Raw genomic sequence first — 20,170 nt, forward strand, 5'->3', positions numbered from 1 at the left:
CGCCTGCCGGTACCGCTCAATATACCCTATTCTTGCAAATTGTAGGGTCAAGATATGACAAAGGCCATTACCCTTTCGAGCAACGGCCTTTCCATTCATCAGGGGCGATGAATTAGTGACTCAGTTCCAGTAACAACTTGTTCAAGCGCGCAACATAGAGCGCAGGGTCTTCGAGTTGCCCACCTTCGGCTAAATGCGCCTGATCAAACAGCACCATGGCCAAATCCGCGAAACGCTCTTCGTCCGGCTCTTGATCCAGCTTAAGCAGCAAAGGATGCTCTGGATTAATTTCAAAAATTGGCTTGGATTCCGGTACCTTTTGACCAGCCTGCTCCAACAATCGACGCATCTGCGCGCCCATATCTTGATCACCCACCACTAAACAGGCGGGAGAATCCGTTAAACGATGGGTAACCCTTACCTCAGACACTTGGGCTTCCAGCGCTTTCTTCACTCGCGCGATTAAATCAGCGTGGGTCTTGGCGCTCTCCTCCTGGGCCTTTTTCTCCTCATCGGTATCCAGCTCACCCAGATCTAAGGCGCCCTTGCCCACGTCCTGTAGTGGCTTGCCATCGAAATCGACCATGTGACCCATAAGCCATTCGTCAACCCGATCGCTCAGCAATAACACTTCAATGCCCTTCTTGCGGAAAATCTCCAAATGCGGGCTGCTTTTCGCGGTATTGAAGTTTTCTGCAGCCACGTAATAAATCTTTTTCTGCTCTGGCTTCATCCGAGCAACGTAGTCTTCGAGTGATTGGTCCTGGGTCGCCACATTGGTATGTGTGGTGGCAAAGCGCAGCAATTTGGCAATTTTTTCGCGGTTAGCAAAATCTTCCGCCGGCCCTTCTTTAAGTACCTGGCCAAATTCCTTCCAGAAGCTGGCATATTTCTCTACGTCATTTTTCGCCAATTTAGACAGCATATCCAGCACGCGCTTGGTCAACGCGGTGCGCATTGCATCGATATTTGGATCTTGCTGTAAAATTTCCCGCGATACGTTCAAAGACAAATCGTTGGAATCGACAACACCCTTGATAAAGCGCAGATACATCGGCAAAAACTGCTCGGCGTCATCCATAATAAAGGTGCGCTGAACATACAGTTTCAACCCACGAGCGGCTTCGCGATTATACATATCGAATGGCGCGCGCGCCGGCACATACAGCAAGCTGGTGTAATCGAGGTTGCCTTCTACGCGGTTATGGCTCCAGGTCACCGGTTCGGCGTGATCATGGGATACGTGCTTGTAGAACTCTTTGTACTCTTCTTCAGATACGTCCGTGCGCGAACGGGTCCATAAGGCCGTAGCGCTATTGATGGTTTCAAATTCAGGCGCCGCTTTATCTGCTTTCTTGTCCGACTCATCATCGGCAACATCATAATTAATCTTTTCCATGACCACAGGAATAGAAATATGATCCGAATATTTTTTGATAATTGAACGCAAGCGCCAGTTATCAGCAAAATCTTTTTCGTCTTCTTTAAGATGAATTACGATAGTGGTGCCGCGGCTTTCGCGCAGGGTATCTGCCACGGTGAATTCCGCTTCGCCGTTACAAACCCAATGCACCCCCTCAGCCGCCGGTGTGCCAGCGCGACGGCTAAACACTTCGACCTCTTTTGCCACGATGAAGGCAGAATAGAAGCCAACACCAAACTGACCGATAAGGTGCGCATCTTTCTTTTGATCGCCGGTCAAGTTTTGGAAAAACTGAGAGGTGCCGGATTTGGCGATAGTACCCAAGTTTTCGATCACTTCGGCGCGAGACATACCGATACCATTATCGGTAATCGTGATGGTGCCGGCTTCTTTATCAAACTCTACCTTTACTTGAAGATCTGAGTCACCTTCAAAAAGGCTATCATTGGTGAGCGCTTCGAAACGTAGTTTATCAACCGCATCAGAGGCATTGGACACCAGCTCGCGCAGAAATATCTCCTTGTTCGAATACAAGGAGTGGATCATCAGATGAAGCAGTTGTTTTGCCTCTGTCTGGAAGCCGCGGGTTTCTTTGTTGCTCTCGACGTTGTTCTCGAAGTTGTTCTCGGTATTGTTTTCGACGCTCATGCGTGCAAGCTCCTGTTATCTCAGTATTTCTTTGCCTTGGCCGCCAAGCGACCAGTTGCCCTTAAGATGGGGCCGGCAAATGAGAATTCAAGCGTGGCAGAGGGCTTAATCGGTGAGCAAAAAATGAGCGCGAGCCCTAGCGATGGGCTCCTCAGGCGACTCTTGCCAGGCAGCTACGCCCATATTGACCAATTTTCGGCCCTGACGAACAATTTCGCAGCTAACCCGGGTATCGCGTAATTTACCGGCGCGAATATAGTCGATGGAAAAATCGACAATTTTAGGCAGTTTCAGGGTGTCCATTGCCATCAACAGGTGCAGCGCCGCCGACATTTCCATAAAACCGCCAATAGCGCCGCCGTGCAGTGCCGGCAGTGTTGGGTTACCCACATTGCCGGGGCTAGCCGGCAATAGAAAACACAGTGTTTTAGCGCTCTGATCCACGGTCATACCGAGCAACTTGGCATAAGGTATGGCATCCGTGATCAAATTTACCTGGCCGCTTGCGCGAGCCTCACGCACCAGATCAGCAAAAGTTCCCTGTTGACTCATGACTCGGCTCCGAAACTGTCGATAACTGCACGAAATTGCTGCGCCACCTGGGAAGCGATGGCCTTATCTAAGCGAGAGAAATTGGCCACACAGTAGGCAACAGGCTTGTCTTTATCGTCATGATAGGCAACGCCACGGGTAAAAATCACATGCTCAGTCACCTTGTAAACCTCGCCTTCGGCATAGAGTGTCTGGCCGGGTGTGGCTGGGCGCATATAGTCGATGCGTAAATCCATGGTGGGGCAGAGCTCTGGCTCTTCAAGGGCCGTACAAGTGGCGAAACCACAACAGGTATCGAGCATAGTGGTTAACACACCGCCATGAATCACGCCGGTATCGGGGTTACCCACAAGGTGTTCGCCCCAGGGTAACTTGACCGTCACCCGACCATCGCCCACCGCCTCAATCGCCAAACCCAATCGATGAAAGTGATCGCCCTTGTTAAAAGACACCATAAATTCAAACAACTGTTTGGCTTTTTCAAAACTAATCCCAGACTTCAGCATGCACACCTCAAAACCTCAAACGCTCGTTTAAGCATTATAGGGCTAAGCAGCGGACAACCACTAGCACACCGATGCCCAGGCCCAAACAAGGACTTAAAGCCAAATAGCCCCTTAGACCAAAGTCGAACAATACACCTTGGCAATAAATTAGGTAGACTGCAAAAAAATAACGAAAACAGGCTCTTATGAATAGTCAGCTGGTACTGTTACTGGCGTTTGTCTATGCCGGCTTACTCTTTTTAGTGGCCTGGAAGGCCGAGCGGCTTACGCAGATTTCGCCAAAAATTAAAGCCCTCATGTACGCCTTATCACTTGCGGTTTACTGCTCTTCGTGGACATTTTTTGCCGCCGTGGGGCTGGCGGCAGAGAGCGGCTGGGACTTCCTGCCCATCTATCTAGGCCCAGTTTTACTGTTTGGCTTGGGCTGGCCTTTTCTGCGCAAGCTTTCGGTCATCAGCCAACGCAATCGCGTCACATCCATCGCCGACTTCATCGGTTCCCGCTACGGCAAACATCAACTGTTGGCCTCTGTAGTGACCTTGTTGGCGGTCATTGGCACCCTGCCCTACATTGCTCTGCAGCTAAAGGCGGTGAGCTTGGCCTGGCAAACCGTCGATGCACAATGGCCATCGGTTAGCACCAACCTGCAAGCCAGTAACAGCCTAATTGCCGCCATCATCATGGTATGGTTCGCCATTTTGTTTGGCACCAGAACACTCGATGGCCCGCACCGGCATCAAGGTTTGATCTCCGCTATCGGCGTTGAATCCCTAGTAAAGTTATTGTCGTTCATATTGGTAGCTTGGCTCGCCTTTAAAGTGCTCAGTAATGCAAATTCGACTCCCCATGAATTAGCAGCGCTTCCTTCTGCTCTCAAACAATTGCCGGTTATAGATGCTAATTTTTTGACCCAAACCCTACTCGCACTCGCCGCCATTATTTGCCTGCCTAGGCAATTTCATCTGACCTTTGTAGAGCACCACAGTAGCCAAGGTTTGAGAACGGCACGCTGGCTCTTGCCACTGTATTTAATTATTTTCAGTGTGCTCGTCGTGCCTATCGCACTCGCCGGCCAAAGCCTGTTCGATTTACAAAGCGTCGCTGGTGACACCATCGTACTGAGGCTGCCGCTTGCGGAGAATTCACCGACGATAACAGCCATGGCATTTCTCGGTGGCATTTCCGCCGCGACCGGCATGGTAGTGGTCGCGGCCATCACCCTGTCTATCATGATATCCAACGAACTGGTGGTGCCGTTATGGTTGCGCTTTGGTTCAAACCGTCAATTTAGAGCCGAGCAACTGGGCCAAAACTTGCGTAACGTTCGCCGCTTAGCCATCGCCATTGTGTTGATGCTGGGTTGGTTATTGGAACAACATTTATCGGCAGACAACTCCCTACCCTCCATCGGCCTGATTGCCTTTGCGTCCGCCGCACAGTTGCTCCCCTCCTTAGTGGCCGCTTTGTATTGGCAGCGCGGTCACCGCAATGGTGTGCTGGCAGGGCTTTTGGGTGGCGCAGGTATTTGGTTTTACTGTTTATTGATACCCGCTCTGCTCGGTGCAGACCATCCACTGGTGACCGATGGCCCAGGCCAAATTCACTGGCTAATACCGACCAATTTATTTGGCGTTGATAGTGTCGACCCGCTCACTCAAGGCGTGTTTTGGAGCCTGTTGATTAATTGCTTGCTGTTTTATTTGGTGTCGTCGTTTAGTCGTTTCAACGCACTCGATATTCGCCAAGCCAATGCCTTTACCCAATTGCACCGCCGGTTTCATTATGCGCAACAGGATTTCGATTTAAGTGGCATTGAAATTCGACAGCTACAACGGGTTATTACCCCGCTCATGGGCGAACAGCGCAGCCTAGCGCTATGGCGAGAGTTCGAACAAAAGTTAAGCCATCGATTGTTACCTCACGATAAAGCACCACGCTTTGTGTTGGCGAAAGTCGAATCGGCATTGGCCGCCATTATTGGCGCCGTGTCCGCACACCGAACCATGGAGCTGCTACGCAAACAACAGCCCTTAATGCTTGAGGACTTGGTCAATCTTGTCGGCGGAACCTCTAAACAAGTTCAGTTCAGTCAAGAACTACTACAAACAACACTGGAAACCATTCCACAAGGCGTAAGTGTGGTTGGCGCGCAGTTACAACTAGTGGCATGGAATAAACGCTACGAAGAAATGTTTAACTATCCACCGCGCTTACTTTACGTTGGCTGCCCCATATCCCGAATCTATGAGTTTAACGCTGCTCGTGGTATTTTTGCGCAGGACGATAAGGATTTAGATGCCGCTATTCAGCGCCGACTCAACTGGCTCAAGGACGGTAAAAGTTACCGTTTAGAACGGCGACTGCCCAACCATACGGTAATAGAGATCAGAGGTATCCCCTTGGCCAACGGTGGCTATGTAACCACCTACACGGACATCTCTGAATATCGCCGGGTGCAAGAGGAGCTGGAGCAATCCAAAGATCAACTCGAAAGCCGCGTGGCGGAGCGAACCACTGAGCTGATTGAATCAAATCAATCGCTACAAAGAGAAAATCAGCTGCGCGCTAAACTGGAAAAAGAACTTAGCGCGGTTCATGCCAGTAAGACACGATTTCTGGCAGCGGCCAGTCACGACATGGCTCAGCCCATCAACGCGGCACGGTTATTTGTTGCGGCACTAGCCCAAAAGGCGGAAAAACGTGGCGACGACGAACTCTTAAACGACACTCGTCACATAGGCGATGCATTGGCGTCTACCGAAACCTTAATTGAATCGCTACGAGAAATTTCCCGATTAGATGGCGGCAAGCTGTCACCTAAGCGCGAGCACTTTTCCGCGTCGAGTTTACTTGAACCTTTAGCGCGAGAATTTAGCGCTATCGCGCGCGAAAAGGGGCTTATCTTTCACTGGCAAAACAGCCGCTGTTGGCTCTATTCAGACCCGCAATTACTAAGGCGCATCGTGCAAAACTTTTTATCCAACGCGATCAATCACACGCGCGCGAAAAATAGCGAAGGCAAGCGCAATAAAATTTTATTCGGCTGCCGGCGTCAAAATGGCCACCTATGGCTCGAAGTCTGGGATACCGGGCCAGGCATAGCGCTCGAAGACCAACAGCGCATCTTTAACGAATTTGAACGGGTTCAATGTCCATCTGGTGAGGTTGGCAATGGCTTGGGCTTAGGCCTTTCCATCGCTCAGCGCATGGCGCATCAACTGGGCCACAGTTTGGAATTGCGCTCGACCTTGGCACAAGGGTCTATGTTTCGCATTGCAGTGCCACGGGGCAATAAAACACTTCAGAACATTAAACCTGCCAATCAAGTTACTGAGCTCACTGGGCTGAAAGTGTTATGCATTGATAACGAACCGCAGATACGCTCGGGCCTGTTGGCACTTTTAACGCAGTGGGATTGCCAAGTTATCACGGCCGCAGATTTAGGCACGTCACTAACGCAATGGCGTTTCCTCCAAGCGCCAGATGTGGTGTTAGCAGATTTTCACTTAGACAACCAAGAAAATGGCTTGGACTTGCTACAAGCGCTTTGCTTACATTGGCACACAGACTTAGCCGGGCTGATCATTAGTGCGGATAACAGTGACGACATTAGAGCCAAAGTTAACGAAGCAGGCTTTAGCCTGCTGACAAAACCCGTACAACCTGCTGCACTCAGAGCGGCAATGCGCAACCTAATGAAAAAAAATTAACTCATGCAACTGACATCAAGACTTAACATCCAATTGCTGCAGTGTTAAAACGGCTTGCGTGCGCGAGTTGACACCGAGCTTCCGGTAAATCTCCGTGGCATGGGCCTTCACCGTGGCTTCCGTAACAGACATCTCATAAGCAATTTGCTTATTCAATAAGCCTTGGCCAATTAAGTTTGAAACCCTAAATTGCTGCGGGGTTAAGGTGGCTAATATATCTGCTACAGCCTCCTCATTATTCGTATCAATGTCTACAGCGGAGAAATTTTCCGGCATCCATTGGCCACCGTTTAAGATGTCTGTGACCGCAGTACTGATTTCCTCTAGAGAGCAACTTTTCGGAATAAATCCAGCGGCACCATGGCGCAATGCACGGGTCATCACCTCCGCTGTAGCATCGGCAGACACGATGACGACAGGCGTTGACGGGTAACAAGCACAAATATGAATGAGCGATGAAAAGCCCTGAGCGCCCGGCATATGTAAATCCAATAGCACCAACGAAACCGATGGATTATGACTTAATAACTGTTGTAAACCATCAACCGTATCGGCTTGGTGTATCGCTGCATGTTCAAATCGAGTGGACACGGCCTGCGCCAGCGCTGTTCGAAAGAGCGGATGATCGTCGGCAATAATAAAGGTATGTGACGTTTGTACTGTGGCAGTTGAGTTCATAGTGTCCGCTTTTATGTTTTTTTCAGACGTATACAAAGCTAAAGCAATCTTAGCCTTTCGTCTATGTAGACATTGGTCGATATTAGACCAATCGCTAATAGAATACACAAGCCCCAAACCCTATGGTCGATGCTGAGCATTCACTATAAAAAGGGGATACACCCATGCTAACAAAGAGCGTTTCACGAAAGTCACTCCTTGCACTCGCCATTGCCCCTGCACTGTTAGGCTTAACCGCTTTGCAGGCGCAGGCACAAACCGATGTCAGCCAAAAGGTCTCTGCGCTCGAAGCGCAGCTGAACCAGCTCAAGGCTGACCTCGCAAAAGAAAAAGACGCAACTACCACTAAAGGTGTAGAAACCAAAAAAGGCACGCGCTTTCAATTTGGCGGATTCATCAAACTAGACGCTATGTATTCGGACTACTCAGACGGTGACCGCGCCACAGCAAGCATTGGTGACGATTTTTACATCCCCTCGACCCTGCCCATCGGCGGTGAGTCTGGTAGCAAGTTTGATATGCACGCCAAGCAGTCGCGCTTTCATGTGAAATCAACCACTGATACCGATGCCGGGCAAGTTAATGGCCTGATTGAGATCGACTTTCAATTGAGTGGCCAGGGCGACGAGCGTATTAGTAACTCCTACGCTCCGCGTATTCGCCACGCCTACCTTAGCTGGGATTACTCCGAGACAACGAGTCTACTCGCCGGTCAAACCTGGTCGACCCTGTTTAACGTCAGCGCTCTGCCCAATACCGTCGACTTCGTAGGCCCGGCTGGCACCATCTTCGTGCGCCAGGCACAGCTGCGCTGGAGCAAAAAGTTGAGCGGCGGCAATGCCTTTCACTTTGCCTTAGAGAATCCTTCGACTGGGTTAAATGGCGGCAGCAATAATTACGATAATAACGAATTACCGGATGTTGCTATCCGCTTTGATGGTAAGGCTAATAGCTTTACCTATAGCCTCGCGGGTATAGGGCGGGAAATCCATTACAAAGATACCATTGGCGGCCAAGCCATGGATGAGAGTGAGTTTGGCTATGCCCTGAGCGGCTCGGCGGTGTGGAAGTTCGGTGCTGACGATTTCAAAGTTATGCTCAACTACGGTAACGCCATCGGTCGCTATATGGGGCTTCAGTCCTTTCGCGACGGCTCTATCGCCCCAGATGGCGCCATTGAACTGAATGATCAAATAGGTGGCTTTATCACCTACAAACATGCTTGGAACGATCAATGGCGTTCGAGCCTTGTGTTATCGGCCAGCCGCTCTGACAACCCAGATTTCGTTGCCGCCAGTACACCCAGTGAATATCAAAGCGCCCACATCAATTTGATCTATTCACCTGCCCCTGCGATCAACCTAGGCGCCGAATTTATCTATGGCGAAAAAACCATAGAAAACGATGACAGCGGCAGTATGAATCGTTTGCAGTTTATGGCGATGTACAGCTTCTAAGCTTGGCCGAACCGGTACAGGGTTAGACCAATGTCCAATGGTTTAACCCGGCGCGCCGGTAGATGATCATCAAGACAATAACAATCGAGGTAATGACAATGGCCTTTAAATCGAAAGACGATCAAATCGCTTATTGGAAAGAAAACGTACGGCTCATGCTTATATTGCTGGCCCTCTGGTTTTTCGTTTCCTTTATCTGCGGAATTTTACTGGTAGATGTACTCGATCAGTTCAAGTTCTTCGGCTTTAAACTGGGCTTCTGGTTTGCCCAGCAAGGTTCCATCTACACATTTGTGCTGCTTATTTTTGTTTATGTAAATCTCATGAACAAATTAGACCGCAAATATCACGTTCATGAAGACTAGGAGCCGATAATGGATATTCAAACTTGGACTTTTCTCATCGTCGGCGTTTCTTTTGCGCTGTATATCGGTATCGCCATTTGGGCCCGTGCCGGCTCCACTCAGGAGTTTTACGTGGCCGGTGGTGGCGTTCACCCCGTTGCCAATGGTATGGCGACTGCTGCTGACTGGATGAGTGCGGCGTCGTTCATTTCCATGGCCGGATTAATTTCCTTTATGGGTTATGACGGTGGCGTTTACCTCATGGGTTGGACCGGTGGCTACGTGTTACTGGCCTTGTGTTTAGCACCCTACTTACGCAAATTCGGTAAATTTACGGTGCCAGATTTTATAGGCGATCGCTATTATTCCCAAACGGCGCGCACTGTCGCTGTGATCTGCGCAATTTTCGTGTCCTTCACTTACGTGGCTGGGCAAATGCGTGGCGTCGGGGTTGTCTTCTCTCGATTCTTGGAAGTAGACATCACCACCGGCGTGGTTATAGGCATGGCCGTAGTGTTCTTTTATGCCGTGCTCGGCGGTATGAAAGGCATTACCTACACTCAAGTTGCGCAGTATTGCGTGTTGATCTTTGCCTATATGGTGCCCGCCGTTTTTATCTCCATGATGATGACCGGTCACGTTTTCCCACAACTCGGCTTCGGCGCAGAACTGACTGCTGAACCGGGAACATTTTTGCTCGATAAGCTGGACGGGCTGAGCCAGGAACTTGGTTTTGCTGCCTATACGGACGGCACCAAAAGTACCATCGACGTATTTTTCATTACTGCGGCGCTGATGGTGGGCACGGCGGGCTTACCACACGTGATCGTGCGTTTTTTCACTGTGCCCAAAGTGCGCGACGCCCGTAAGTCTGCTGGCTGGGCGTTACTGTTTATCGCCATCTTGTACACCACGGCCCCAGCAGTGGCGGGATTTGCACGCGTTAACATGATCGAAACGATCAATGGCAAAGACAGCCAAGGAACGCTTTACACCGAGGCGCCTAGCTGGATCACCAACTGGCAACAAACCGGCCTAATCAGCTGGACGGATAACAACGACGACGGACGCATGTTCTACTCCAATGATGAACGCAATGAAATGAAAGTTGACCGCGACATCATGGTATTGGCCAACCCAGAAATTGCCAACCTTCCCGCTTGGGTGATTGCCTTGGTAGCGGCCGGCGGTATTGCGGCCGCACTATCCACCTCGGCAGGCTTGCTGCTGGTGATATCCACGTCGATTTCGCACGATTTACTAAAGCGTAACTTGATGCCACAGATTACCGATAAGCAAGAACTATTCTACGCCCGCCTAGCGGCTGGTGTAGGCGTTGTGATTGCGGGTTATCTCGGTATTCACCCGCCAGGATTCGTTGCCCAAGTGGTTGCCTTTGCCTTCGGCTTAGCAGCGTCGAGCTTCTTCCCGGCCATTATCCTCGGTATTTTCTACAAGAAAATGAACAAGGAAGGCGCCATCGCTGGGATGGTAAGTGGTATTTTATTCACTGCCGCCTACATCATCTACTTCAAGTTCATTAACCCAGGCGCCAATGTACCCGCCAACTGGCTTTTCGGCGTGTCACCTGAGGGCATTGGTACCTTAGGTATGATTATCAACTTTGTTGTCGCTATTGCAGTCAATAAAATGACCGCCGATGCGCCTGAAGACATTCAGGACTTGGTGGAATCTATCCGCTACCCCAAAGGTGCTGGCGACGCGGTGAGTCACTGATTTAACTATGCTCCTAGATAAATAGGCTCCTTCGGGCACTGCTTTCCCACAGCTATGTCGCGGGAGAGTTTGGTGCCCGCACTAGCGACCGTCACCCGCATGGATGCGGGTGTTGAGACTACATGGATGTATTCACGTCGTGTCGCTAGTCTGGGCACCAAACTCATGTCCAAATATACGCCCAGATGTCACATATGTTGTGAGGTTTAAAACCTAACGATGATCATGTCTTTTATGTGGACAGCAGTGCTCCTTCGGGAGCCTTTTTTATAGCAGAGATTATTCACCCTATCTTCCAGAATACTCAAACTACAGCGCCTCTTGTTCGTGACGACGTTAACATTTGTACATGGCACGAAAGCGCGCGATTTGCCATACTGACTAACCGACTATAAGCGACTCGATAGGAAACCTGAACCACCTTGAAAACTTTACTACTCGCTCTTGTTCTTCTCTGCCCTTTCGTGCAAGCACAAACCTTTCATGCTAGCGAAGACAAGGCACAATTGATTGAACTCTTTACCTCACAGGGTTGTAGCAGCTGTCCAAATGCCGAGCGCTGGCTAAACAACTTTAAAAGCGATTCCGATTTGTGGGTAACGCTATTTCCCATCGCTTGGCATGTCGATTACTGGGACGACCTCGGCTGGGTCGACAAGTTTTCCAGTACCGACGCCAATCATCGACAATACCGGTATCACCATCAAAAAGTCACATCGGGGGTTTATACCCCCCAGGCTGTCATTAATGGAGTTGAGTGGCGCGCGTTAATGACACGGTTCAAGCCCGAGCTCCCTGAGACAAAAAAATCCAGTCAACCAAAGCTCAGTTTGCACGTAAGCGGCAATAAATTTACCGCGCAAACCGAGCTGGAAAACACCCTTCTAAATCTGGCAGTCATCGGCATGGACTTCAGTATTAACGTCAAACGCGGAGAAAATTCGGGGCGCATTCTGGAGCAGCAGTTTGTGATGCTGGGTTTTGCCCAATATCCGCAACAAGGTGTGCACTGGCAAGGCGAGTTACCCGCCAGCAAAGACAACATACCCCCTCAAGCTGTAATCGCCTGGATTACAGAACCGGGCAATAATACGCCGTTAAGTATTACCGGCGGCCCGCTGGCACAAAGTACTGCAGACAGCTCGCATCCCTAGCCTGACAGCCCTACCTGCGCCAACCATTGTTCGACAATTGATATTTAATTGATTTGCAACAAACACCTGAGGCAGAACACTTGATATAACCCACTAACGAATACCATGTGGCGAATGACAATGAATGACAGCAGCCCAGAAATAAGCGCGGTTATTGAGTTTCTAAAGCAATGCCTCCCCTATAATGAATTAAGCCCTAGCCAGCTTCAATTTGCCGCCAACCATATGGACGTGGCCTATCTACGAGCAGGCAGCCAAATAAAGCCCGACTATAACGCACGCAACATACGCATTTTGCGCTCGGGCGCAGTGGAACTTCGCTCTGGCTCCAACCAATTACTCGACCGTTTGGGTGAAAAAGAAAATTTCAATCTGTGTAATTTGGCGGCAGAAGAGCCGGATATTTCTGCACAGGTTATCGAGGACTGCCTGATCTATTTACTCGACAATAAATACCATGCGCAATTGCGCCAACAAAACCGCAATTTTGATCGTTTTTTTCACAGCCAACGCAACCGACGCCTGCGTCGAGCGGTGATGCTAACACCGGCCAACAACCTCCTGATGGGCCCTATCACCGCACTAATGAGCCACAGGGTTATTGCCGTTGAACCGACGATGAGTGTAAAAAAGGCCGCCCAAATAATGGTTGAAAACAGCGTTTCTTCGGTCATGGTATGCGAGCAGGAAAAGTTATTAGGTATTGTCACAGACCGAGATCTGCGTAGCCGATTAGTGGCCAAGGGGCTCGATTACCAAACCCCTATCAATGCCGTCATGACCGAACAGCCGCTCAGTATAAACCGAGAAGCAAGCCTCTTTGATGCCATGTTGTTAATGAGCGAACACGGCATTCATCATCTACCGGTATTGGAGACCACAGCTGCAAATAACGAATCGATCGAGCACGCGCCCTTCACGTCATCACATGGCAAGCCCTGCGGTATGCTCACTATGAGCGACATGATTCGCAATCGCGAACAGGACCCGGTTTATTTAGTGCAGTTTATTCACAAGCAAACCTCACTGGCCGGCTTACAAAGAGCCTCCGCCACACTCCCCAACCTACTAAGCCAATGGAGTGACTCGGGTGTTCGCGCCTACCAATTGGGTCAAATTTTTACCAGTGTGTCAGATGCCATCACCCGCCGCTTGCTACAACTGGCTGAACTCGAATTCGGGCCAGCGCCCGCGCCTTTCGCTTGGCTAGGTTTTGGCTCTCAAGGGCGCGCGGAGCAGGCCATTGGTGGAGATCAAGATAATGCGCTAGTGTATAGCGATGTTGCACCTAAAAATGCAGACGGCTACTTTTCCAAACTTGCGCATTTTGTTTGCGACGGCCTTAATAGCTGCGGTTATGTGTATTGCCCGGGCGGCATCATGGCCACCACCGATCAATGGCGCCAGCCGCTTAGTCGCTGGCAGCAACGGGTGTCTAGCTGGACCGACGAACCGACCTTAGATGCGGTCATGCGCGTCAGTATATTTTTCGATATTCGCGCGATTTTCGGCGATAAAAAACTGGCCACGCAACTGCAAAACCACATGCTGAAGGTGGCGCAAAAGAACGATATTTTTCTCGCCGCACTCGCGCGCAATGCTGCAACCCATCGCCCGCCCCTCGGTTTCTTTAGGCGCTTTGTGTTAGAGCGCAATGGCGAACACGCGCATCAACTAGATTTGAAACACCGTGGCATTATTCCCATTGTCGACATGGCGCGGGTTTACGCCTTGGCTTACGGTTGCGCAGCGGTGAATACGCGCGAGCGCCTTAAGGTCTTAGGCGAAATGCAAGCGTTGACACTGGCCGACAGCAGAAACTTACTCGATGCGCTCGAATACATATTAAGCTTGCGACTGCAAAACCAGGCAAGGCAACTTAGCCATCAACAAGCCACAACAAATTACCTAGACCCAGCCGCCTTGCCAGAAATGCAACGGGAACAACTTCGCGACGCCTTCACAGCGGTAAACGACGCGCAAGAGGCCCTGATCTTGAAGTTCAGCCGAGGGCTTAGCGCATGAACTGCATTAGCTATCACTGGCTAAATTGGCAACGAAATGCCGCAAAATCTAAAGTCATAGAGCCCGTCTTTAATGATTTTTTGTCTTGCAGCTTGCCAGAAAGAGGCGCGGATTGGCGCGATGTTGAGTTTATAGCCGTGGATCTAGAAACCACGGGACTAAACCCTTTGGCGCACGAAATTGCTAGCGCCGGTTGGGTTGTGATCAAGCAGGGTGTCATCAAATTAAACAGCGCGAAGCATAAACTGGTTAAAACCCAAATGGGCGTGGGTAACAGCGCCACTATTCACCACATTACCGATACCGAGACGAGTAAAGGTGAGACATTAAAAACTGTGCTGACTGAGCTCATACACGACAGTACAGGAAGAGTGCCGTTATTTCACAATGCCTGCTTAGATCTTGGTTTTATTAACAACGCTTGCCTAAGGCACTTCGATAGCCAATTTATTACCCCTTTTATCGACACCTTGCAGTTGGAGAAAGACAAGGTATTACAGCATGCGGATATCATAGGGCCTGGTAGCTTGCGGCTTCATGCATGCCGCTCACGTTATGGCTTGCCCAATGCACCGGCACACAATGCCCTAGAAGATGCCTTGGCCACCGCTGAGTTATTTCTTGCTTGGGCGGCCCACAGAGCGGGGCCAGAAAAGCTACCCTGGGATGAGGCTATTTAACGCACTAGTCAGACATTTCACACTTGCGAAATATATCCAAAGATTCGCTCATATGGGATTTCAGCAAGGTATTCAAGGCGCGGTAAAACATCGCATCACTATCGGCGGTAAAAGAGCGAGTGGGATTTTCCAGCTGATAAAAACTAACATGTCCCTGATCGCGATTAATAACCAAGCGCCAGCGCTCTAGCCCTTGGTCAGCGGCGAGTTCAATTTCAATAACGTGGTTGTGGCTTTTTATAATGTGGTCAATAAACTGAGGACTTTGCACTGTTAACGAACCTTGCAACAGCGCTAACTTATCCCTATCGCGGGTTTGCCACACCTCGCGCTCACTGTTAGTGGTACAAAAAATCGTCGTCATCGCCAGCCATTCTCGCTCCGAAAAATCCGGGCTCACAGGCTTTTCGCTACAGCCCTGTACGCTAAGGCCGCAGAAGATAACAAGCGCGAGCGCAGTCAGGTTAGATAATGATATTGTTTTCATAAGACTCAAATTATCAAAAGGCGTTATCAAAAAGTATTTTCATACAGCGAAATCAAACAGACAATAAATCCCACAGTAGTTTCGCCGACAAGCTAAGGGATAATACCACCAACAGGGGCTTAACTAACCCCGCCCCTCGCGCGAAAACCAATTTAGCCCCCACCCTACCACCGGCAAACTGACCAACGGCCATAATCAAGCCAAGGGTCCAGAGCACTTGACCACCGAGAGTGAAAAACAACAAAGACGCCAAGTTAGAGGTGAAGTTAAGTAGTTTCGTATGGGCCGTGGCCTTGCGCAACCCCATACCCGCTAGGCTTATAAAGCCCAAGGCATAAAAAGATCCTACGCCCGGGCCAAAAAAACCATCGTAGAAACCGCACCCTGCGCCGATGCTAAACGCAAAAGCCCGCTCGCTTAGGCGCCGCTCAGAATCATCATCGCGCATGCGCGGCGAAAGGATGAAGTAGATCGACATGGCGATCAATAAAAACGGCAGCAGCCAATCCATCAACTGACTATCCACCTGCTGCACCAATAGGGTACCCAAAGCGCTACCGAAAAAGGTACAGACTAAGGTGAGTAACATGGGTTTTAGCGCCAACAAACCGCGCCGCCAGAAAAACCAGGTGGCCGAGGCTGAGCCGAAGCAGGCTTGTAGTTTATTGGTGGCGAGTGCTTGGGCGGGGCTCAAGCCACAGGCGAGCAGCGCCGGCACCGTTAACAGGCCGCCGCCACCGGCAATTGCATCGATGGTGCCGGCGGCGAAAGCAACCGCGAGCAACAGCAGTAGGGTTGTTAGTTCGAGTTCAATCACGCGCCATTCACACCGAATCCAAGGTTAGAATAGTTAATCCACCGGCAACAAAAAGGGCTCGTGCGAGCCCTTCCTACAACGCCGAATAATTACCCGTATCAGTTCGGGCAGCGCTGCTCTTTGGCTGCTTTACAGGCGGCAATGGCCGCGAGGCGCGCCGCTTTAAACTCGCTGGTGTCAAACCACTTTGGAAAAAAGTCGCCCACGGCCAGCGCATAGCCAACATCGTAATACAGCTGCATATCTTCTGCCGCGCCGAGTAAATTCCAAGTCGGGTCATACTCGTCACCAGGCTTATGGTAGCGATGCGAGCCGTAGTCAGCCGCTTGTGCTGCGCCGTAACTGTGGCCGTGCTCGCGATTTTCCAGGCCGCCTTTAGCGTACAGCACAGGAACGCCAATTTTAGACAGGTTGAAATGGTCTGACCGGTAGAAATAGCCCTTTTCCGGTGTCGGCTCGCGCACTAACTCGCGCTGCTGTTTTTCTGCGGCGGTTTTTAACAATCCCTCCATTTCACTGGAGCCATAACCAATAACAACCACATCTTTGGTTGGGCCGTTGACGTTCATGGCATCCATATTTATGCCGCCGACCGTCTTATAGGATTTAAACACCGGGTGCTGGCTATAGTAGGCAGACCCGAGTAAACCCGATTCTTCGGCGGTAACGGCCACAAACAAGATGCTGCGCTGCAGTTTGTCCTCAACCGCCATAAAACTCTTGGCCAGACCTAACAAGGCGCTGGTGCCGGTAGCGTTATCCACCGCGCCATTAAAGGTGTGATCTTGGCCTTCGGCACCCGGCTTTTGGCCGAGGTGATCCCAGTGTGCCATATAGATCACCACCTCATCAGAGCGCTTATGACCTGGAATTAACGCGAGCACATTTCGACTTTCCGAATAGCGCAACGCAATAGATAAGGTGACACTCGCCTTGGCTGCCAATGGCTGAGCTTTAAAATCCCGGCTACTGGCCTGCTGCTCTAATGCCATGAGGTCGAGACCCGCTTGGGCAAATAGGGCCTCAGCCTTTGCATGGGTTATCCATCCCTCCACGGCCACCCGTTCGGCACCCTTGCTGTCACTGGCCAAACTGATTTGCTCGCCAGACCAACTGCCGCTAACCACTTCCCAAGGATAGCCCGCCGCACCAGTTTCATGAACGATAAGCACAGCCGCAGCGCCTTGGCGGGCCGCCTCTTCGTATTTGTAGGTCCAGCGACCGTAATAAGTCATGGCATTGCCATTAAAGAGCGCGCTGTCTTGGGTCGCATAACCAGGGTCATTGACCAGTACCACGACGGTTTTACCCTTCACGTCAACGCCGGCATAGTCATCCCACTGGTATTCTGGCGCGACGATACCGTAACCCACGAACACCATGTCGCTAGCGTCTAGAACCACACGTTCTTGCTCGCGCTTGGACCAGAGCATGACGTCGACGCCGCTTTTCAACTGCATCAGCTCCTTGCCGGTAATGGTCATTTCAGGACTGGCGGTCAAGGACGCACTCACCACCGGCACGTTTTGGAACCAGCTGTCGTTGTTGCCTGGGATTAGGCCTAGCTTGCCGAACTCGGCGGCCAAGTAATTAACGGTTTTTTCTTCACCCGCGGTTGCGGGTGCACGGCCTTCAAACTCATCAGATGCCAAAACGGCAATGTGTTTGTGTAAATCCGCCGCAAAGGTTTCAACCTGCACTTTGGGATCGACCCTGTTGCTCGGCTGATTTTTCGCTGTCTGGCTTTGCGCTGGCGGCTGATCAGACTCACAGCCAAGCAGTGAAATAAAGCAGGCCATACTCAGCGCAAGCCAAGTGGAATGTTTCATGGGATTGACTCCTAGAAGTATCTGCACAGCCCGCTAAAGCGGGCTCAATTTTCTTGTACTTCTAAGACGAGCGGATAGGTCTTTGCCTCAATCTAGAGCCGACAACACAGGCAATGGTGTGACCTAAGCACAGAAAAGTCACCGCGAGCGCTAATTCGCGGAGACTTTTTCAAATTCTAGCGTGTTTGAAAGGCTCGCTCGTGCAGCTATGCCTAACTCACTCGAGACACTGCAGTTTCGAAACCTTAGTGCGCGCGCATATTGTCTTTGATGACCTTCACCGGCGCGCTGCCATAACCTAAAAACTCATTGTGAAAAGCTTTCAAATTAAAGTCCTCGCCCAAGCGTTGCTTTTGCTCTTCTCGAAAAGCGTAAATTTCTTTATAACCGGTAAAGTAGCTGGTCAGCTGCACCTGGCTTAGGCTAGCGCGGCGCCACTTGCCTCTCGCTTCAGCCTCTTCTTGGAAGGCCTCATTCATTAACAGCGCCAGCGCAGCCTGCTCGTCCATACCCAGCACTTGAATGGAGTAATCGAGAATCGTGTTTACCACCGTGCGCAAATTCCATTTGTAATACATTAGCCAAAGTTCCGGCTGACCTTCACCGTAGCCCTGTTCCAACATCATTCGCTCGGTGTATACCGCCCACCCCTCAATCATTGCACCATTGCCGAATATGGCCTTAATTAAACTCGGCGACTTATTAGCGTGCACCAACTGTGTATAGTGGCCCGGTACTGCCTCGTGAATATTTAAGATCTGCATGGTGTAGCTGTTGTACTCGCGCAAATGGCTTTCCTGCATTTCAGGGCTCAAGTCATCCACCGGCGACACATTGTAATAGGTGTTAGCGGCGCTGTCGTAGGGGCCTGGCGCCTCAATGGAGGCGATAGAAAAGCCGCGCTGATAAGCCGGTGTTTCGCGCACAACCAATGGTTTATTTCTATCGGTATCCATCAAATCATGTTCGACTACGAAGGCATCAAGCGCGGGAATCTGTGTTTGCACGGCAGCCACGAACTCACTTGGCTTGGCGTGCTCGAGTGAAACCTGTTCAATCACTCGACCGATCAAGATCAACGAATCCTCGGGCATTGGTTGCTCGGGAAAATAGCGCGGCCAGAGTTGTTCGGCCAGAGTGGCCATCTCCACGTGAATCTTAGCTTTTTCCGCTAAGGCCATTTCGTACACCTGTTTGGCGCTGAACTCAGACACAATGTCGAAGCTAAACTTCTGCTCGTACAGCGCTTCACCGATGCGAAAATCCTTCGCGCCACCCGCTTCTAATGCCGGTACCATCTGTTCTAAAAATTCCACATAATGTTCGATAGCCGCAACCGCTTGTTGCGTGTGCATCACGAGATCCTGCTTAGTTTTTTCAGATATGGCTGCACTTTCAATCGCCTCCTGTAAACCACCCTCTAAAAGCCCAATAGCACCCCTATTTTGATCAATAGCCAACAGGGTTTGTGGTAGCGCCGGGGAAACAATATTCGCCTCTGCGGCTTGATAATATGCGGGTACCTTGATCAAGCGCTCGTTGATCGCGGCAAGCCTTTCTTCAATAGGGGCGTATTCGGTATTCAGAATCAGGCCGATTGGCCCGGCGACATTATAGTGTGAAGGGTTCCACTGATAATCCTTAAAAGTGGACAACCGCCACTGCCAAGAGCGCAACTCATTATCAATAATCGCCCAGTCACCTTTATTGGTGCCATTTAGCTCATCGACCGAAAACTTAGCCAACAACGCCATGTGTTGACTTATAAATTCTGCGTCGGCGGCACGTGCGGCGGCATCATTAATACGTAAGTGCGACGCAAATTCATAGCGACCATTGTATAAGGCATATTCTGGCGATACTTGCCAAAAGCTTTCCAAAAAGGCATTTTTATATTGATCAAAAGCCACATTTGTATCAATTTCTGCTTTTTCTGAAGGTGCTTTAGAGCAACCAGCCAACAGGAATGAAAAAGCCAAGATAACCCCAATTAGTCCACGCGAAAGAGTAAGCACAGTGTGTCTCCAAACTATTTATTGTAGAAGCAAGCTATTAAGACGAGCTGGAAAGCCAAACCCAGCAAGGGATATCCATAATATATTCGCTTAAACACTTGAAAATCG

The 20,170-nt window shown here is 50.4% G+C and carries 15 protein-coding genes; 7 read left to right on the forward strand and 8 right to left on the reverse strand.

The genetic code is table 11. The features are described from left to right. Positions 1–112: 112 nt before the first annotated feature. From htpG to QWY82_RS14680, 3 genes are all read right to left on the reverse strand, one after another. The gene (htpG, locus tag QWY82_RS14670; protein ID WP_290263838.1) at positions 113–2,071 is read right to left on the reverse strand and encodes a molecular chaperone HtpG; all 1,959 of its coding nucleotides are present in this window, start codon (positions 2,069–2,071) and stop codon (positions 113–115) included. 105 nt (positions 2,072–2,176) lie between these two features. Continuing rightward, positions 2,177–2,623 (reverse strand): PaaI family thioesterase, encoded by a 447-nt coding sequence (locus tag QWY82_RS14675; RefSeq protein WP_290263840.1) that lies wholly within the window; start codon positions 2,621–2,623, stop codon positions 2,177–2,179. Next, positions 2,620–3,129, reverse strand: a complete 510-nt coding sequence (locus QWY82_RS14680) for a PaaI family thioesterase (RefSeq protein WP_290263842.1) — start codon at positions 3,127–3,129, stop codon at positions 2,620–2,622. The genes QWY82_RS14675 and QWY82_RS14680 overlap by 4 nt, the downstream gene beginning before the upstream one ends. A gap of 185 nt (positions 3,130–3,314) precedes the next feature. Between QWY82_RS14680 and QWY82_RS14685 the strand changes: the two genes are divergently transcribed. Beyond that, positions 3,315–6,839 (forward strand): PAS domain-containing hybrid sensor histidine kinase/response regulator, encoded by a 3,525-nt coding sequence (locus tag QWY82_RS14685; RefSeq protein ID WP_290263844.1) that lies wholly within the window; start codon positions 3,315–3,317, stop codon positions 6,837–6,839. Positions 6,840–6,854: 15 nt separating this feature from the next. Here QWY82_RS14685 and QWY82_RS14690 read toward each other — a convergent pair whose 3' ends face one another. Next, a complete protein-coding gene (locus tag QWY82_RS14690) occupies positions 6,855–7,517 on the reverse strand; it encodes a response regulator transcription factor (RefSeq protein ID WP_290263847.1) in 663 nt (220 codons plus the stop codon). 164 nt (positions 7,518–7,681) lie between these two features. Between QWY82_RS14690 and QWY82_RS14695 the strand changes: the two genes are divergently transcribed. The 6 genes from QWY82_RS14695 to QWY82_RS14720 all read left to right on the forward strand — a co-directional run bounded on the left by QWY82_RS14695 (position 7,682) and on the right by QWY82_RS14720 (position 14,914). After that, positions 7,682–8,974, forward strand: coding sequence for a DcaP family trimeric outer membrane transporter (locus QWY82_RS14695; RefSeq protein ID WP_290263850.1), 1,293 nt, complete (start codon positions 7,682–7,684; stop codon positions 8,972–8,974). A gap of 98 nt (positions 8,975–9,072) precedes the next feature. Further along, positions 9,073–9,339 (forward strand): DUF4212 domain-containing protein, encoded by a 267-nt coding sequence (locus QWY82_RS14700; RefSeq protein ID WP_290263853.1) that lies wholly within the window; start codon positions 9,073–9,075, stop codon positions 9,337–9,339. Between the two features lie 9 nt (positions 9,340–9,348). After that, positions 9,349–11,055, forward strand: a complete 1,707-nt coding sequence (locus QWY82_RS14705; RefSeq protein ID WP_290263855.1) for a sodium:solute symporter family protein — start codon at positions 9,349–9,351, stop codon at positions 11,053–11,055. Between the two features lie 422 nt (positions 11,056–11,477). Further along, positions 11,478–12,209, forward strand: coding sequence for a DUF1223 domain-containing protein (locus tag QWY82_RS14710; protein ID WP_290263857.1), 732 nt, complete (start codon positions 11,478–11,480; stop codon positions 12,207–12,209). 120 nt (positions 12,210–12,329) lie between these two features. After that, positions 12,330–14,234: a putative nucleotidyltransferase substrate binding domain-containing protein gene (locus tag QWY82_RS14715; RefSeq protein ID WP_290263859.1), complete on the forward strand. Its 1,905-nt coding sequence runs from the start codon at positions 12,330–12,332 to the stop codon at positions 14,232–14,234. Beyond that, positions 14,231–14,914, forward strand: a complete 684-nt coding sequence (locus QWY82_RS14720; protein ID WP_290263863.1) for a 3'-5' exonuclease — start codon at positions 14,231–14,233, stop codon at positions 14,912–14,914. Before QWY82_RS14715 ends, QWY82_RS14720 begins: the two co-directional genes overlap by 4 nt. A 4-nt stretch (positions 14,915–14,918) precedes the next feature. On the opposite strand, the gene QWY82_RS14725 is transcribed toward QWY82_RS14720, so the two are convergent. From QWY82_RS14725 to QWY82_RS14740, 4 genes are all read right to left on the reverse strand, one after another. Further along, positions 14,919–15,401 (reverse strand): hypothetical protein, encoded by a 483-nt coding sequence (locus tag QWY82_RS14725; protein WP_290263867.1) that lies wholly within the window; start codon positions 15,399–15,401, stop codon positions 14,919–14,921. A gap of 52 nt (positions 15,402–15,453) precedes the next feature. Further along, positions 15,454–16,218: a TSUP family transporter gene (locus tag QWY82_RS14730; RefSeq protein WP_290263870.1), complete on the reverse strand. Its 765-nt coding sequence runs from the start codon at positions 16,216–16,218 to the stop codon at positions 15,454–15,456. A gap of 98 nt (positions 16,219–16,316) precedes the next feature. Beyond that, positions 16,317–18,047, reverse strand: coding sequence for a M28 family metallopeptidase (locus QWY82_RS14735; protein WP_290263873.1), 1,731 nt, complete (start codon positions 18,045–18,047; stop codon positions 16,317–16,319). Between the two features lie 245 nt (positions 18,048–18,292). Continuing rightward, a complete protein-coding gene (locus tag QWY82_RS14740) occupies positions 18,293–20,026 on the reverse strand; it encodes a DUF885 domain-containing protein (RefSeq protein ID WP_290263875.1) in 1,734 nt (577 codons plus the stop codon). Positions 20,027–20,170 lie beyond the last annotated feature (144 nt).

It is taken from the genome of Simiduia curdlanivorans, from assembly GCF_030409605.1.
Lineage (GTDB): Bacteria > Pseudomonadota > Gammaproteobacteria > Pseudomonadales > Cellvibrionaceae > Simiduia > Simiduia curdlanivorans.